At 52.7% G+C, this 15411-nt stretch carries 12 protein-coding genes; 4 read left to right on the forward strand and 8 right to left on the reverse strand.

Going from position 1 to position 15411, the window contains the following annotated elements:
* Nucleotides 1-328: 328 nt before the first annotated feature.
* Complete coding sequence (locus BC440_RS16080; RefSeq protein ID WP_247643592.1) at nucleotides 329-1372, forward strand: proline racemase family protein; 1044 nt, start codon at nucleotides 329-331, stop codon at nucleotides 1370-1372.
* A 9-nt stretch (nucleotides 1373-1381) separates the two neighbouring features.
* On the opposite strand, the gene BC440_RS16085 is transcribed toward BC440_RS16080, so the two are convergent.
* The 5 genes from BC440_RS16085 to BC440_RS16105 form a co-directional block, all read right to left on the reverse strand.
* Nucleotides 1382-2068 carry a GntR family transcriptional regulator gene (locus tag BC440_RS16085; protein WP_007091511.1) on the reverse strand — a complete coding sequence of 229 codons (687 nt, stop codon included), beginning with the start codon at nucleotides 2066-2068 and terminating at the stop codon, nucleotides 1382-1384.
* A 172-nt stretch (nucleotides 2069-2240) separates the two neighbouring features.
* A complete protein-coding gene (locus BC440_RS16090; protein WP_071240557.1) occupies nucleotides 2241-3242 on the reverse strand; it encodes a 4-hydroxyproline epimerase in 1002 nt (333 codons plus the stop codon).
* An 11-nt stretch (nucleotides 3243-3253) separates the two neighbouring features.
* Nucleotides 3254-4543 carry an FAD-binding oxidoreductase gene (locus BC440_RS16095; RefSeq protein ID WP_071240558.1) on the reverse strand — a complete coding sequence of 430 codons (1290 nt, stop codon included), beginning with the start codon at nucleotides 4541-4543 and terminating at the stop codon, nucleotides 3254-3256.
* Nucleotides 4544-4721: 178 nt separating this feature from the next.
* Complete coding sequence (locus BC440_RS16100; RefSeq protein ID WP_071240559.1) at nucleotides 4722-5618, reverse strand: dihydrodipicolinate synthase family protein; 897 nt, start codon at nucleotides 5616-5618, stop codon at nucleotides 4722-4724.
* A gap of 206 nt (nucleotides 5619-5824) precedes the next feature.
* Nucleotides 5825-6988: a glycosyltransferase family 4 protein gene (locus tag BC440_RS16105; RefSeq protein WP_007091515.1), complete on the reverse strand. Its 1164-nt coding sequence runs from the start codon at nucleotides 6986-6988 to the stop codon at nucleotides 5825-5827.
* A gap of 138 nt (nucleotides 6989-7126) precedes the next feature.
* Between BC440_RS16105 and BC440_RS16110 the strand changes: the two genes are divergently transcribed.
* Nucleotides 7127-9238, forward strand: a complete 2112-nt coding sequence (locus BC440_RS16110) for a bi-domain-containing oxidoreductase (protein ID WP_083379397.1) — start codon at nucleotides 7127-7129, stop codon at nucleotides 9236-9238.
* Here BC440_RS16110 and BC440_RS16115 read toward each other — a convergent pair.
* Together BC440_RS16115 and glpK are read right to left on the reverse strand one after the other, a co-directional pair.
* Nucleotides 9220-10161, reverse strand: coding sequence for an AEC family transporter (locus BC440_RS16115; RefSeq protein WP_071240561.1), 942 nt, complete (start codon nucleotides 10159-10161; stop codon nucleotides 9220-9222). The genes BC440_RS16110 and BC440_RS16115 overlap by 19 nt on opposite strands.
* Before the next feature lie 188 nt (nucleotides 10162-10349).
* Complete coding sequence (gene glpK, locus BC440_RS16120) at nucleotides 10350-11843, reverse strand: glycerol kinase GlpK (protein ID WP_071240562.1); 1494 nt, start codon at nucleotides 11841-11843, stop codon at nucleotides 10350-10352.
* A gap of 272 nt (nucleotides 11844-12115) precedes the next feature.
* Between glpK and BC440_RS16125 the strand changes: the two genes are divergently transcribed.
* Both BC440_RS16125 and BC440_RS16130 read left to right on the forward strand, forming a co-directional pair.
* On the forward strand, nucleotides 12116-13210 hold the full coding sequence (locus BC440_RS16125; protein WP_071240563.1) for a UDP-N-acetylglucosamine 2-epimerase: 1095 nt from the start codon (nucleotides 12116-12118) through the stop codon (nucleotides 13208-13210).
* Between the two features lie 88 nt (nucleotides 13211-13298).
* Nucleotides 13299-13811, forward strand: coding sequence for a hypothetical protein (locus BC440_RS16130; RefSeq protein WP_071240564.1), 513 nt, complete (start codon nucleotides 13299-13301; stop codon nucleotides 13809-13811).
* Nucleotides 13812-13888: 77 nt separating this feature from the next.
* Here the strand turns inward: BC440_RS16130 and BC440_RS16135 are convergent, their stop codons facing one another.
* Nucleotides 13889-15349: an NAD-dependent succinate-semialdehyde dehydrogenase gene (locus tag BC440_RS16135; RefSeq protein ID WP_071240565.1), complete on the reverse strand. Its 1461-nt coding sequence runs from the start codon at nucleotides 15347-15349 to the stop codon at nucleotides 13889-13891.
* Nucleotides 15350-15411: the final 62 nt, after the last annotated feature.

Here is a 15411-nt window from a genome sequence, read left to right on the forward strand (position 1 = left end):
GAAGCCCTCTACCTTCCAGTCCGCGTCGCCGTCTCCTTGGCGCCGCACCCCGTCGGTGGAGGCGGGTTATAGGGCCCCTCGCCAGACCTGTAAACACCTTTTTTAAGAAAAAATGACAGAAAGTGCGAGACGCAAATTTTTTGCGCGAAACCACATATAGGTTTCACTTTTATGACCCGCAAGGTCGCGTCTGATGCGAAAATCCGGGTGCGGGACTATTGCGCGCATGCTCAAGGCCGCTAAGATAGACCTGCCGCGCCAGATAAAGCACCCGACTTTAGCCGGAATCCAGCCCCGAATTTCCTTTAAAAAATTGCAGAACACCGAAATGAGCCGCCAAATGCCCTCCAAACTGTCCCTGCCCGACCGGGAATCCCCGATCAAAGTCATTGATATGCATACCGGCGGCGAACCGCTTAGGATTATCACATCGGGATATCCAGCGATTCCGGGCGACGATATTCTGGCCAAGCGTCGATATGCCCGCGTCGAACTAGATCATCTGCGGCGGTTTCTGATGTTCGAACCGCGCGGTCATTACGACATGTATGGTGCCATTCTGGTCGAACCGAGCCTGCCGGATGCTGATCTGGCGGTTCTGTTCATTCACAATGAAGGCTATTCGACCATGTGCGGCCACGCCATCATCGCCCTTGGCCGATATGCGGTTGATTACGGGTTGGTCGCGCCTGTCGAACCGATAACGCCGGTTAATATTGAATGCCCCTGTGGGCTAGTACGTGCCGAAGTATCGGTGACCAATGGGAAAAGTGGTGCCGTCCGCTTCAAATCAGTCCCATCCTTCATGTTTGCTGCTGATATTGAGCTCGCACTTGCCGATGACCAGACATTCAAAACAGATATCGGTTATGGCGGTGCGTTCTATGCCGTGCTTGATGCAGGACAATTCGGCCTTGCGGTCGGGTCTTCGCCGGTACGCGATCTGATCGATATTGCGCAGTCCGTATGCAACGCGGTCAACGCCAGTGTCACGCTAAACCATCCTGATCATGATGATCTGGCGTTTTTGTATGGCGCGATCCTGACCGATGGCAAAGACGCATCCGCCCAGGAACCGACACGCAATATATGTGTCTTTGCCGATAATCAGGTTGACCGCAGCCCGACTGGATCAGGCGTTAGCGCAAGGCTTGCCATTCTCCATGCCAAAGGATTGATCATGCCCGGCACGGTTCGAAGGTTTGAAAGTGTTATCGGATCAGAATTCGATGGCAGCGTTGTTAGGACAAACCGATGCGGGCCCTTCCCGGCCATAATTGCCGAAGTATCCGGACAGGCTCATTACAGCGGCGAAGCCAGCTTTTGGCAGGATGGGAGTGATGAAATCGGACGTGGCTTTATTGTCCGGTAACAATTGACGTCAGTTCGAGAGGCCCTCGCTGGCGCGGGCACCACGCAGGCATTCGATCAGGCTGTTTTTCGAATTCTCGATATGGGCTTCGAGAAGTTCGACCGCATAGTCGACATCGCGCGCCTTGCAGGCATCAAGTATATGGTGATGTTCGCGTTCGGCCCGATCAGTTGCCCCGGAAAGAGCGAGCTGTGCCTGTGTGAAGCGGACCGTGTTGTTTCCGATCATGCGGATGATTTCCAGCGTTTTGGGCCGGTTCGACGCACGATAAAGCCGATCATGGAATTCACGGTTAAGTTCGCCCCATTTCGAAATATCCCCAGACCGAAAGGATTCGTCGTAAACGGCTAGTATGTCTTCGACCGATTTGATGTCTTCGGGTGTCAGACGCGGCACGGCATGACGCAGCAATTCGCATTCCAGCATTTTGCGAACTTCAAAAAGTTCTTCGATCTCGTCAAGCGAGAGATGGGCAACAATCGCCCCCTTATGCGGCTGGAACGATACCAGACCTTCGGCATCCAGACGTTGAAGCGCCTCACGGACCGGGATTCGAGACACATTATATTCGGTAGCAATCGCATCCTGACGCAACTGGAACCCGGCCGGGAAGTCACCCGACAGGATACGGGCACGCAAATCTTCAGTGACCTGATCAGTAATGGTGCGGCGGGTAAAACGCGGTGATGCGGTCATTTTGGCTCTTTTTATCTGTCCTGTGCGGTATCGGGTCCGGCTTCATATCCCCAAACGTCACCGCCCCCCTTTTTCTAGTCATACCGATGCGTTGGTTTACGCGCAATATAATTGCAATCACGCCGCTACGGTATCAGGAGCTTGAGAACAGAAACCGGCCCCGATCAAACGCCTATTTCACGATAAATCCATGCGCGTAAGGATCACGGTCATCAATGAAAATCGTGTTGTAACCATGCTTGCGTGCCCAGCCCTCGATCCCGGGCACGACCGCGTCATAGTCGCCGACCTTTGTCTGTTCGACGACGGAGACACGGAACTGCGATCCGATAATGCTTTCATGAACCAGCTCATGCGCTGGGTCCCACTGCCCCTTGCCAACCAATTGTGCCAGACGCGCAGAAGAGCCCGTCCCGCAGGGAGATCGATCAATCCCCTTATCACCGTAAAACACTGCATTGCGATGGGTGCTGTCAGGCTGGGTCGGTTTTCCAGTCCACTGGATATGTGACAGGCCCTTGATATCCGGGTGAAGTGGGTGAATGAACTCGCCAACCTCGTTCAGGCGACGACGAAGTTCCGGACTGATGCGCTGAAAATCGCCAACCGCGTATTCGGCCATGTCACGGAAGTTTTCCTGTGGCTCGACAATCGCATAGAAATTGCCGCCATAAGCAACATCAACCTTGATCGGGCCAAGATCGGGACAATCGACCTCGATATCCGTTTTATACAGGAAGGACGGTACATTGGTCAGCTTGACCGATTCCACGTAATCGCCAACCTGTTTGTATTCGGCAATCACCAGCCCGGCAGGCGTTTCAAGACGCAGTACTCCCGGGGTTTTCGGCTTTACCAGACCTTCCTCGATTGCCATGGTGACCGTCCCAATTGTGCCGTGACCGCACATCGGTAGGCAGCCAGACGTCTCGATAAACAGGATGGCTACATCGCAATCATCGCGGGTCGGTTCATAAAGGATCGAGCCCGACATGATGTCATGGCCACGCGGCTCGAACATCAGTCCGGTTCGTATCCAGTCATATTCCGCCAGAAAATGCGCACGCTTTTCAAGCATATTTGCACCTTCAAGCTTTGGTCCACCACCGGCAACCACACGCACCGGATTACCGCAGGTATGTCCATCAATACAGAAGAAGCTGTGTTTTGCCATTTGGGGCGGCCTTATCCTTGGAAACGATCAATACGATACGGGGTCATGTTAATAGGCGGAGTCGCTTCACTCATCAGGTCGGCGATCAGCCGTCCGGTGGTGGCCGCCATGGTCAGGCCAAGATGGCCGTGACCGAATGCGAAGAAGACATTTTCATGTTTGGGGCTTGCCGAAATCACAGGCTTGGAATCCGGCATTGAGGGGCGGAATCCCATCCATTCTGTACCCCCTTCTGCACTGAGTTTCGGAAGAACTTCCTTGCCTTTGGCAAACAGGGCCTTGGCGCGATCATAATTGGGGGCAGCAACCAGACCGCCAAGCTCAACCGCCCCGCCCACACGAATACCCATTTCCATCGGCGTCAGAACAAAGCTGTCATCGGCACAAATAATCATGCGCGATAGCTTCACGCCATTATAAGGGACCGTTGTGTTATAGCCCCGTTCGGTATCAAGAGGCACCGATGAACCAAGTCGCGTGGCCAGCGTTTTTGACCATGCACCGCATGCAATAACAACCTTGTCGAAGGTAATCTGCTCACCTTGTGCCGTCATCGCGGCACGCGGTTTGCCATCGCGGTAAACGAAATTGGTAACCTCGGCATTCTGAGACTTTCCACCGCGTTCGATGAAATGGTTGTAAAGGCCCAGAACAATCCTGAACGGATCCAGAACCCTGCCCCAATCCTCCTCCATCACACCGCAGGCGAAGATCGGGGCCAGATCAGGCTCAATATCCCTGACCTCATCCTTGGTCAGATCACGAATTTTGACCCCGTTACGACGGCGAAGATCAATTCCGTATTCGGCATCCCGGCGTGTTTTCTCGCTGCGATAAACACCCATAGCGCCTTCTTTTTTAAACACCGCACCGGAAAGGCCTGCTTCTGCGATCACCGGATCGTAATCTTCCCAAGCGCGGTTGAGGATGGCTGCTAATTCGGTTGCAATCTGCTCTACCCGGCTTTTCGAACTGGCGGCCAGGAAACGGATCAGCCACGGCATCATTTTGGGCAAATAGGACCAGCGCACCGAAAGCGGCCCCAGCGGATCCATCAGCCAGCCTGGCACATTTGTCCAGACCCCCGGCATGGCAATAGGCGCGCATTCCGTGACGGCAATTCCCCCAGCATTACCAAAGGATGCCCCCATCCCCGGTTCTCCGCGATCCAGAAGGGTGACGTCATAGCCCTTCTTCAAAAGAGCCAAACCGACATTGACCCCGACTATCCCGGAGCCGACAACGACGGCATGCTGTTTTGACTGTGAGGGGGACTTTGAAGCGGAAGAAGGTTTTGGCATGTTCCGGGCCCTGACTGCTTTGGTGTGCGCGTTTTATCTTGATCTCTCGTCTCGTGCCAGATGGCAGCAAACTCCCCTGCGAAAATCACAGGAGAGCTCACACTTGCCATCAAATCATACGCAAATGCAATCACGCCTTACGGAGCTGATGCGATGAATGCGTTGATTGCAAAGCGAATTAAAGTTTCGGGCGTGTGTCGATGGCTTTCTGGATGGTTGCGCGGATGCGTTCCATCTCCTCGCCAACCAGCGGAAGACGCGGAGCACGGACATGGGCCTTACCCACGCCGGTCATCTCCTGTGCCAGTTTGATATACTGAACAAGCTTGGCATGAACATCCATATGCAGGACCGGGGTAAACCAGCGATAGATTTCAAGCGCTTCCTTGTATTTCCCCTCAGACAGCAGCTTCCAAAGTGCGACCGATTCCTGCGGGAAAGCATCGGTAAAGCCCGAAATCCAGCCAACCGCACCCAGAACCTGGGTTTCCATGACAAGGTCATCCATGCCGCAGAACAGAACGAAACGATCACCACAGGCATTATAGATGTCGGTAATACGGCGCGGGTCGCCGGAGCTTTCCTTGATCGCAACCAGGTTCTTCACATCGGCAAGCTGGTTGAATTCTTCAGGCTTGATATCGATGCGATAGGCACCGGGGTTGTTATAGATCATGATCGGTAGCTTGGTCTTGGCAGCAACCGAGCGGAAATGCTTGATATTTTCGCGCGGATCGGCGGTATAGATCATACCCGGCAGAAGCATCAGGCCATCAGCGCCAAGTTCTTCGCATTTCTGCACGTAGCGAATGGCAGCCTGGGTCGAGTTTTCGGCAACGCCCGACAGAACCGGTATGCGACCGTTGGTAACTTCGACAGCAAGCTTGAGAACCGCGATTTTTTCTTCCGGCTCAAGGGCTGCGTTCTCGCCGACCGAGCCCAGCATGACAAGGCCGTCAACACCGGCCTTGATAAGGGCTTCGATCTGATGGGCGGTCATATCGAAATCGATTGAACCATTTTCATTCATCTGGGTGGCAACGGCGGGGAATACGCCAGTCCAGTTTACCTGCATGGAAAGTAACCTCCTGATTTGGTCGCGCGCCCATTAGTGGGTTAGACCGTTTAATCGCCCAAACCCGCGAATTCGCAGGCCCAAACTGCATATATGTATATTGTATACAAATTTTAGAATTCGATAGCAATGGGAAATTTTAGAAAACAAAAGGCCCCGCCATGCGGAGCCCATCTTGGTTTCATAGTCTCAGTTTTCCAATTTTATTACGGCATTAATCCCGGCTTGCCGGAGATAACATCAAGGGTCTCGCGGATGATCACTGCATCACACAGCTCCTGCTCGACCATGACACGCGCATTCTGGCCAAACTTCTGACGCTTTGCATCGTCCTCCATAAGGTTCTCAATCGCATCTGCCAAAGCTTCCGCATCACCCAACCCTACCAGCAAACCGGTCTGTTCCTGTTTTACGATTTCACGACAGCCTGGAACATCTGTTGCAACCATCGCCAGACCGCTCGCAGCGGCCTCAAGCAAAGACTTCGGCAACCCTTCCCGCCAAGATGGCAGAACAGCCAGATCAGATTGCCTGAGCAATTCAGCAACATCACTTCTTTTGCCAAGCCACTCTATCAAACCGTCATTCTGCCATTTCACAAGGCTTTTGGTATCGGCAGAGTCAGGATTTACCGGATCAGAATCACCGACCAAAAGTATTCGGTAATCTCGGGTTCTGGATTTGAGGATACGCGCGGCATCAACCAGTTCCGCCAATCCCTTGGACCACAACATTCGGGCCACGAAGATCACAGTTTTGCGTAAACCATCAATTCCATCCTGCTTCCCCGGATGGAATTGCCTGATATCCACCCCGGAACCACGCACGAGAGAAAGGCGCGTCTTGCGGAAGCCAAATCCACGCATCAGATCGAAATCATCCGAATTCTGAACAATGATGTGGATTGATGGGCATCTGGCATAAAATCGCAACAACATCGAAACCACAGCACGCACCAAACGCGCTTTGGTCCCGTTTGAAACGAACATGAACCCGAGCCCGGTTACCATGTTTACGGAACGACGCGCGCCAACCATCAACCCAGCAAGGCAAGATAAAACAACACATTGTATTGCGACATTGATAACCACATCCGGTTGCTCTCGACGGATAAGGCATGCAAGCGCCCTGATCGTCTTCAGCGATTTCAAAGGGCTAAGTCCACCGCGCGCAATCGGCACATCGATAACACGGAAACCCTCGGATCGCAGTTGGACAGCGGCGTCATTCGCGTTGCACGCGACAATCACCTCATCGCCACGCAAAAGTGCGGCCCGACCCAAACCAATCCGATGGGAAACGAAAGACCAATCCTCTCCGCAGACGAATAACAGTTTGCGACTACGCTTTGCCGAGACATTTTTTTTCATATGACGGATTCCGTGATTATGACATCGGCTTTGCTAAACGCCTGCCAAAGTCCCGTCAATGACGGATCGACCTGCACATACTGATATGATTTAATTCCTGTTCCATATTTCATCCCTAACGTGCATCAGGACGATATCATGACGGATATGCGGGCATTATTACGGTTTCCCGGTGAAAGGCGGCTTGCCGTGGCCGACTGCCCCGTTCCCGCCCTATTGCCCGGTACTATTCTGGTCCGCACAGAGATATCTGTCATCAGTAATGGTACGGAAAGACAGCAAGCTAGCGAAACCAAAGCGTCCCTTATTAGAAAGGCATGGCAGCGACCGGATCTGGTAGCGTTGACAATTGAAAAGTTTCGTCGCGACGGCGCGCAGGCAACCCTCAATGCCGTTAAAGGACGCCTTGGCAGACCAATGGCGACCGGATACGCCAATTGCGGAACTGTCGAGGCAATGGCCTCGGATGTCACCGACTTTGATATTGGTCAGCGCGTTGCCTGTGCGGGTATGGAGCATGCCAATCATGCAGAATATAACATTGTCCCACGCAATCTGGCTTGCCCCGTCCCCAACACTGTATCAGACGAGATGGCAGCCTTTGCCACCCTTTATGCCATCGGAGTTCATGCCGCCCACCAAGGAGAACTTGAGATCGGGCAGAAGGTAGCCGTGATTGGATGCGGCCTAATCGGTCAAATAGTCACTCAAATCACAATCGCAGCCGGTGCGATTGTGACCGTGATTGAACCGTTTTCAGAGCGCAGAAAAAAAGCAGAAGAAAGCGGGGTAAAGTATGCTTATGCAGATATCAGCGCCGCCCCTGTTGACCAATTCGATGCTGTGCTTGTTTGCAGTAATAATAACAAAGCAGCACGCACCGTAATTGAATCGGCCGCAAAGCTTTGCCGTGATCGTGGCATCATTGTCTGCGTTGGAGACGTTGCTGTGAACGCACCGCGCAATATCCTGTATCGCAAGGAAATTACCATCCGGCAGGTGCGGTCCTATGGCCCGGGCCGTTATGACGCGAACTACGAGCAACTGGGACAGGACTACCCGATCGGCCATGCCCGATGGACGGTAAAACGGAACATGGCGGCAGCACTATCCCTGATGGAAAGTGGAAAGCTCGACCCGACCTCGCTTATCTCCCATCGGATTAACCTGCATGAAGCTTCTGATTTTCTATCAGGAGGTGATGACCCGACCATAATGGCGACGGTCATTAAATATCATCGAACCGATAGCAAACCGCAACCACCAGCCCCAGTCAAAAAGATCAGCAAGCCTAATGTCATGCCGGTCCGGATCGGATTGATAGGCGCGGGAAATTACATGAACAGCGTTTTGCTCCCTCGATTAAAGCTGCGCAAAAAGGTCGCATTGAATGCGGTCGTCTCGGGCAAAGGTCTTTCGGCACTGGCCATCTGCCGGCATATGCCGGATATAACTACCGCATCCGATCCGGATGAAATTCTGTCAAATCACGATATCAATACGGTGTTTATTGCCACCCGGCACGATAGCCATGCTGACCTCGCCAGTAAGGCCTTGGGCGCAGGGAAACATGTCTGGCTGGAGAAGCCGCTTTGCATCCATCCGAAACAGATCGGCGCACTCAAACAGGCCGCAGGATTGAGCCAAACACAGGTATTCATGGTTGGACATAATCGTCGCTTTGCGCCGATGACAGCCTGCCTGAAACAGCATCTAGTCAAAGGCAAAAAGCAATTCCGCTATCAGGTACGTCCCAATCCACTCCCTTCCGATCACTGGCTGTACCGTCCTGATCAAGGTGGCAGAACAATCGGAGAAATCAGTCATTTCATTGATCTGATTGGCTATCTGACAGGTGCTGAAATGATCAGCCTTTCATGTGACTGGATTGATCGCAAGGCCGGTGACAGCGTTTGGTACATGCACTTTGCCGACGGATCACGAGGCGAAGTTTCTTTCATGCATGCCGCCCGACGCAATATGCCAAAGGAAACTCTTGAGGTCCTTGCACCGGGATTTTCCGCCACGATCCAAGATTGGCGGAAGCTTGTGATCAATGGCAACACTGTCATGCGAAAAGGCATTTTTAAAAGCCCTGACAAAGGGCATGACAACGCCATTGATTGCTTCATTGATGCCCTAAGCTCAGGCATCCACGATCATCGAATGCAAGGGATCGCAGCAGAAATAAGCTTGATGGACCAAATTCTGTCCGCGGCCGAAGGCAGCCGTCATGATGCCCCGGCATAAAGCACAATAAGCGGCAAAGTGATCACACTGATCAGCGTCGTGATCAGAATGGTCGTGGAAGACCGATCAATACAAACATTATAGCTACCAGCAATGATTGCCACATTCGCCCCCGCAGGAAGAGCTGCAATCAGAACCACGATGGTCAACCACAGCGGTTGCAAATCAAAAATAAAATGAGCGATCAGGAACACAAGAACCGGCTGCACAAACATTTTCGCAACAGTGCACAGCATGCTTGCGGACATATTGCCACGAACGGACTGCCCATAAAGCCCGGCCCCGACCAGAAGCAACGCGATTGTGGGCCCTGCCGTCCGAAACCGTTCGAGTGTTCCATCAATCATTTCGGGCAATCGAAGATCAATCAGGGACGCCAGTACACCAAGGATAATCGCAATGATAATCGGATTGCGCAAAACCCGAATGACACTGCGAACGACATTGGGCAACCAATGCCCGCCGCCGGAACGCGAACCTTCCACGATCATTACAGTAAGCCCCAACAAGGTCAGCGGATGGATCGACAGGATAATCAGAAGCGGTACCAGACCTTCTTCACCGTATACCGCCTGAACCAGAGGAATACCGAGCAGCACAATATTGGAGAAAACCCCGCCCATGGCGGTTACAGCCGCCTCGTCCGTTCTCGCCTTAAGCCACGCCCGTGCCACCATAAACACCAGTAAAAAGTTCAGAAGTGCGCCCGCATAGTAGCTACCCCACAAGCGCAAATCGAAATGCGCACTGATGTCGGATTGCGACAGGGTTTGAAACAGCATAGCCGGAATAAAGGCATTCATCGCAAGGCGGGCAAGGAACGGAATGCCTTCGCGGCTGATGACGCGGAAACGGGTTAAAAGATAACCACACAGGATCGTCAAAAAAACAGGTCCAACTTTTCCAACGATCAGATCAAGCATCTTCCCCCCTGGCCGCCCGGTGACGGTCCCCAAACGGTCGCACCCTGTATCCAATAGCAGCAGTTCTATGAAAATACGGACGAATATCCGCAAAAAGAAAGGACAGTACCACGTGGTACCGTCCCGATCTTACAAAGCAATTTATGCGATGACCAGTCTGTAAAGCCATCGGACAACAGCGAAACTATTCAGCCCTGCTCTGTCATGGTTCGCTTGACCGCACTCTTCCAGCCGCCCAAAAGATGTTTCCGGCGACCAGCTTCAAGTTCTGGTTTGAATTCAGCATCCATATGCCAGTTTTCGGCGATATGATGGAGGTCGCGGTAAACCCCCGCCTGCAACCCCGCAAGATAGGCAGCACCAAGTGCAGTTGTTTCCGTCACAACCGGGCGCTGAACCGGAATATCAAGAATATCTGAGAGGTTCTGACACAACCAGTCATTGGCAACCATACCACCGTCAACCCGAACGGCCTTGGGCGAAACACCGTCTGCCGCCATCGCTTCGAACAGATCAAAGGTCTGATAACAAACGCTTTCAAGTGCGGCACGAACGAATTCACGTGGCCCCGTGTCACGGGTCAATCCGAAAATGGCACCGCGCGCATCCGGATCCCAATAAGGCGCACCAAGTCCGGTAAAGGCCGGAACAAGATAAACGCCGTGATTATCGTCAAGCGATTTGGCCAAACCTTCGCTTTCGGCGGCCGATTTGATGATGCCAAGACCATCACGCAGCCACTGCACCGCCGCTCCGGCAACAAAAATCGCCCCTTCGATGGCATAGCTGGTTTTGCCATTCAAACGATAACCGACCGTGGTCAGCAAACGATGCTGCGATGTCACAGCATCATCCCCGGTATTGAGAATCACAAAACAACCGGTGCCATAGGTGCTTTTGATGTCGCCTGGCTCAAAGCAGCACTGACCGAATGCGGCCGCCTGCTGGTCGCCTGCCATACCCAGGACAGGAATTTCACGCCCAAAGATATCGGCATCCACCATTCCGAAATCGGCAGCACAATCCTTGACTTCCGGCAACATGCGCTTGGGAACACGGAAGATTTCGCACAACCTGTCATCCCAGACATTGTCGCGAATATTGAAAAGATTGGTGCGTGCGGCATTGGTGGCATCCGTCGCGTGCGATTTTCCGCCGGTCAAACGCCACAGCAGGAATGAGTCGACCGTACCAAACGCTAGGTCACCCTGTTCGGCCAGCGCCCGTACGCCGGTAACATGATCGAGTATCCACGCAGCCTTGGTTGCCGAGAAATACGGATCGATCAAAAGCCCGCTTCGATTATTGACATCAGTTTCAAGGTCCGGATCACGCTTTTTCAAATCATGGCACAAAGCCGCAGTCCGACGATCCTGCCAAACGATGGCATTATAAACGGCTTTGCCCGTCTTGCGGTCCCAAACCACGGTGGTTTCACGCTGGTTGGTGATGCCTATTGCCACAACGTTGGCAATATCGATCCGCGACAATGCTTCGCGACAAACCGCAACAACCGTTTCCCAAAGGTCTTCAGGATCATGTTCCACCCAGCCACTATTGGGAAAATGTTGGGGAAATTCCTGTTGCGCGACCGCCACGGATCGGCCGGTGGCATCGAACACGATGGCGCGTGAGCTGGTGGTACCCTGATCAATTGCCAGAATGTAACGTGTATCGGTCATTTCTGTTTCCTCCCGAGCCGACAGTTGGTCTGCCGTACCGTTCCGGTCCTTTGCGGCGGCTGATTTTTACCGTTCATCCGACCGGTTCAACTGATTTTCTGTTTCTATTTAGAAAAGAATCATACCAAAAAACAATTCGTTTTCGAAAATTTTATCACATTTATTGACAAACCACCTATCCCGTTTGGTAGCTGATCAGTCAAAATGATATAAAACACAACACGTTATCATACGCTCATCCAGCTTGAGCATTCATCAGGAAAAACGCCGCAATGATCATCGATCTGGTCTATGGCACCCGCCCCAACCTGATCAAGGCTGCCGCCCTTTATCTAAGGTGGTGGGAAAGGCGCGATGATTTACCTTTTACCCTTCGTCTGATCGATACCGGCCAACACTGGGACCCGGCCCTTTCCGAAGGTTTGTGTTTTTCGCTTGGTATACCTGCTCCTGAAATCCGACTTGGAATCGGGCAACCGGGAAATAACCGGAGCACACTCGTTCAGAATGCAGACGATGCCTATTGCCGGGTGCTAGACCAATCACTGCCGCAGGCAACGATCGTCATCGGTGATGTTAACGGCTCTTTGGGTGTCGCGCGTTCGGCAAGAAGACATTCGATTTTTCTGATCCACCTCGAAGCCGGCTTGCGAGGCGGGTTTGATGCCATCGCCGAAGAAGCCAACCGGACTGAAATTGACATCCTTTGCGACATGCATTGGGCCCCTCATGAAACTGCGGCCAACAACCTGCGCAAAGAAGGCATCGACGCAAAGAGAATCCAAAATGTCGGTAATATCATAATTGATGCGATGCTCCGCTTTGGTGGAACGAGCATACCAATTGATCCTTCTTCGCCCGGTACCGGGCCTGTATTACTGACGCTACATCGGGCTGAAAATATTGATAACCTTGTTCGACTATCATCAATCGTGAATGCGATTGTTGACCTTGCCCGGGAAACTCAAATCGTCTGGCCGCTTCACCACCGCGCACAAGAATCCCTTGTAAAAAGCGGTCTTTGGCGCCGTATTCGGGATGCCGAAAACATCAAGGTCACATCCCCCATGCTCTATCCCGATTTCCTGTCAGTTCTTTTTCGCGCCCGCTATGTGATAACGGATTCTGGCGGTATGATTGATGAATGCGCCTGGCTTGGAAAAGCTGGATGTATTTTGCGACCGACAACAGAACGTCCGACTGCATTGAGTGCTTCCGCACTGGAAATTTGTGAACCGGAAGACCTGGTCAAAAAAGCCACCAGCCTGTTGGAGGTAAAAATGCCCCCGTCCCCTTTCCGACCTGCCGGCTGGGATGGCAAGGCAGCCGGGCGAATGCTTGATACGCTAATTCCGTTTGTTCGGTGAAGCTCACCGATAAATCGCGGCACGGGATTTGCAGCCTTAAGTCCCATGACAGGATTTTACCGGCATTATTTTCCCATGGAGGATCGGGATGGCAATGTATGACACCCTGATGAGCATCACCAACACGGCGTCCAGCGTCAAAAGCACCTATGCGGCGGCAAAAACCATTGCGTCGAACAGTCGACCGCTCCCCGAAGAGAACAAGGAAAAAAATGCCGATATCGCCTATATCAAGGAACACGGCTTCACGACTTATGTGAAGGAGCTTGAAGAACGCAAGATCGAAGAGATGCGCCGCAAGATCCTTCAATCGATGGGCATTGATGAGGAAAGTCTGGCCAAGATGGGCGCAACCGAACGTCAAGCCATCGAAAAAGCGATTGCTGATGCGATCGAGGAAAAGCTGAACGGCGCGTCGCTCGCCAACAAGCAAAACAACGACGATGAAACACCGTCAGAACGACGTGATCGCATGCAGGCTGAAATTGCATTCAACCCGAATATGTTCGACGTTTTCACAGCACTTCAGTCTGAACTTTCGGATGGCTCGGTCCAGTCGATCACATCCGATGACAAGAAAAAGAACGAGAACGCAGCATAACATTGTGATTGCGCGTAAAAACCAAAGGCGCTGTCATTTCGACAGCGCCTTTTTCGTTTCGGAAGTCCGAAAATGCCTTAATCGTCAATGCCTGCCATGCAGACATATTTGACTTCAAGGTAATCCTCTACCCCGTATTTTGAACCTTCGCGGCCGATACCGGATTGCTTGTAGCCGCCAAACGGGGCAACTTCGGTTGCGATCACACCAGCATTGACACCGACCAGACCGGTTTCAAGGCCCTCGGCCAGCTTCCAAATGCGGCTAATGTTGCGTGAATAGAAGTAAGAGGCCAGACCGAACTCTGAATCATTGGCCATTTCCAGCACTTCATCATCACTGTGGAAGCGGATCAGCGGTGCCATCGGACCGAAAGTTTCCTCGCGGAAGACCAGCATATCCCGGTTGGCATCGGCAATCACGGTTGGCTCAAAGAAGCTGCCGCCTTTTGCGTGGCGCTTGCCACCGGTCAGAACCCGGCCACCTTTGGAAACGGCGTCGGCAATCTGGTTTTCAACCTTCTCGACAGCCTTTTCCGTGATCAGCGGGCCAAGGACAACACCTTCTTCGGTGCCATCGCCAACTTTCATCGCCGATGCCTTGGCGGCATATTTTTCGGCAAACTCGTCATAGACAGCATCATGAACAAAGATACGGTTTGCGCAAACACAGGTCTGGCCACTGTTGCGGTATTTCGAGGCAATCGCCCCTTCGACTGCGGCATCAATATCGGCATCTTCACAGACAATGAACGGAGCATTACCACCGAGCTCGAGGCTGATTTTTTTGACCGTGTCGGCACATTGACGCATCAGCAAACGTCCAACTGCGGTTGAACCGGTAAAAGTCAATTTGCGAACCGTCGGGTTTTCGGTCATTTCGGCACCGATGGTTTTGGCATCACCGGTCACAATAGATAGAAGCCCCTTTGGCAAACCGGCGCGTTCGGCCAGAACTGCCATGGCCAGAGCCGAATATGGAGTTTCTATTGCCGGTTTGACGACCATCGCACAGCCCACCGCCAAAGCCGGTGCCGCCTTGCGCGTGATCATCGCGGTGGGGAAGTTCCACGGCGTGATTGCCGCACAAACGCCAACCGGCTCTTTCAGAACAACAACCCGGCGCCCCTGTGCAAAAGTCGGAATAACATCGCCATAGATGCGTTTGCCTTCCTCGGCAAACCATTGCAGGAAAGACGACGCATAGGCTATTTCACCGCGAGCCTCTGCAAGCGGCTTGCCCTGTTCGGCCGTCATCAGGCGTGCCAGATCTTCCTGATTTTCCATCATCAGGTCGTACCATTTCATCAAAATGGTCGAGCGTTCCTTGGCAGTACGTTTCTTCCACTGCTTTTGCGCCTTTTCGGCGACTTCAATCGCGTGGGCAACGGCATCGCGGCCCAAAACAGGCACAGTGCCAAGCACTTCGCCATTCGCGGGATTGGTGACCTGTTCGGTTTTGCCGTCTGGGGCGTCGACCCATTCACCGCCAATATAGGCTTGCTGGGTGAACAAGGACGGGTCTTTTAAAGAAATCATAGGAATGCCTCCGGAGTTTTGCTTTGGGATCGAAGCATGAAAGTCATGAACATCATCTAGTT

Source organism: Thalassospira sp. MIT1004 (assembly GCF_001858545.1).
Taxonomy (GTDB): Bacteria; Pseudomonadota; Alphaproteobacteria; order Rhodospirillales; family Thalassospiraceae; genus Thalassospira; species Thalassospira xiamenensis.

Excerpts from the sequence above, each read along its gene's own strand:
- BC440_RS16080 (WP_247643592.1), top strand. The coding sequence starts at position 329 with ATGAGCCGCCAAATGCCCTCCAAACTGTCCCTGCCCGACCGGGAATCC.
- BC440_RS16085 (WP_007091511.1), bottom strand. The coding sequence starts at position 2,068 with ATGACCGCATCACCGCGTTTTACCCGCCGCACCATTACTGATCAGGTC.
- BC440_RS16090 (WP_071240557.1), bottom strand. The coding sequence starts at position 3,242 with ATGGCAAAACACAGCTTCTTCTGTATTGATGGACATACCTGCGGTAAT.
- BC440_RS16095 (WP_071240558.1), bottom strand. The coding sequence starts at position 4,543 with ATGCCAAAACCTTCTTCCGCTTCAAAGTCCCCCTCACAGTCAAAACAG.
- BC440_RS16100 (WP_071240559.1), bottom strand. The coding sequence starts at position 5,618 with ATGCAGGTAAACTGGACTGGCGTATTCCCCGCCGTTGCCACCCAGATG.
- BC440_RS16105 (WP_007091515.1), bottom strand. The coding sequence starts at position 6,988 with ATGAAAAAAAATGTCTCGGCAAAGCGTAGTCGCAAACTGTTATTCGTC.
- BC440_RS16110 (WP_083379397.1), top strand. The coding sequence starts at position 7,127 with ATGACGGATATGCGGGCATTATTACGGTTTCCCGGTGAAAGGCGGCTT.
- BC440_RS16115 (WP_071240561.1), bottom strand. The coding sequence starts at position 10,161 with ATGCTTGATCTGATCGTTGGAAAAGTTGGACCTGTTTTTTTGACGATC.
- glpK (WP_071240562.1), bottom strand. The coding sequence starts at position 11,843 with ATGACCGATACACGTTACATTCTGGCAATTGATCAGGGTACCACCAGC.
- BC440_RS16125 (WP_071240563.1), top strand. The coding sequence starts at position 12,116 with ATGATCATCGATCTGGTCTATGGCACCCGCCCCAACCTGATCAAGGCT.
- BC440_RS16130 (WP_071240564.1), top strand. The coding sequence starts at position 13,299 with ATGGCAATGTATGACACCCTGATGAGCATCACCAACACGGCGTCCAGC.
- BC440_RS16135 (WP_071240565.1), bottom strand. The coding sequence starts at position 15,349 with ATGATTTCTTTAAAAGACCCGTCCTTGTTCACCCAGCAAGCCTATATT.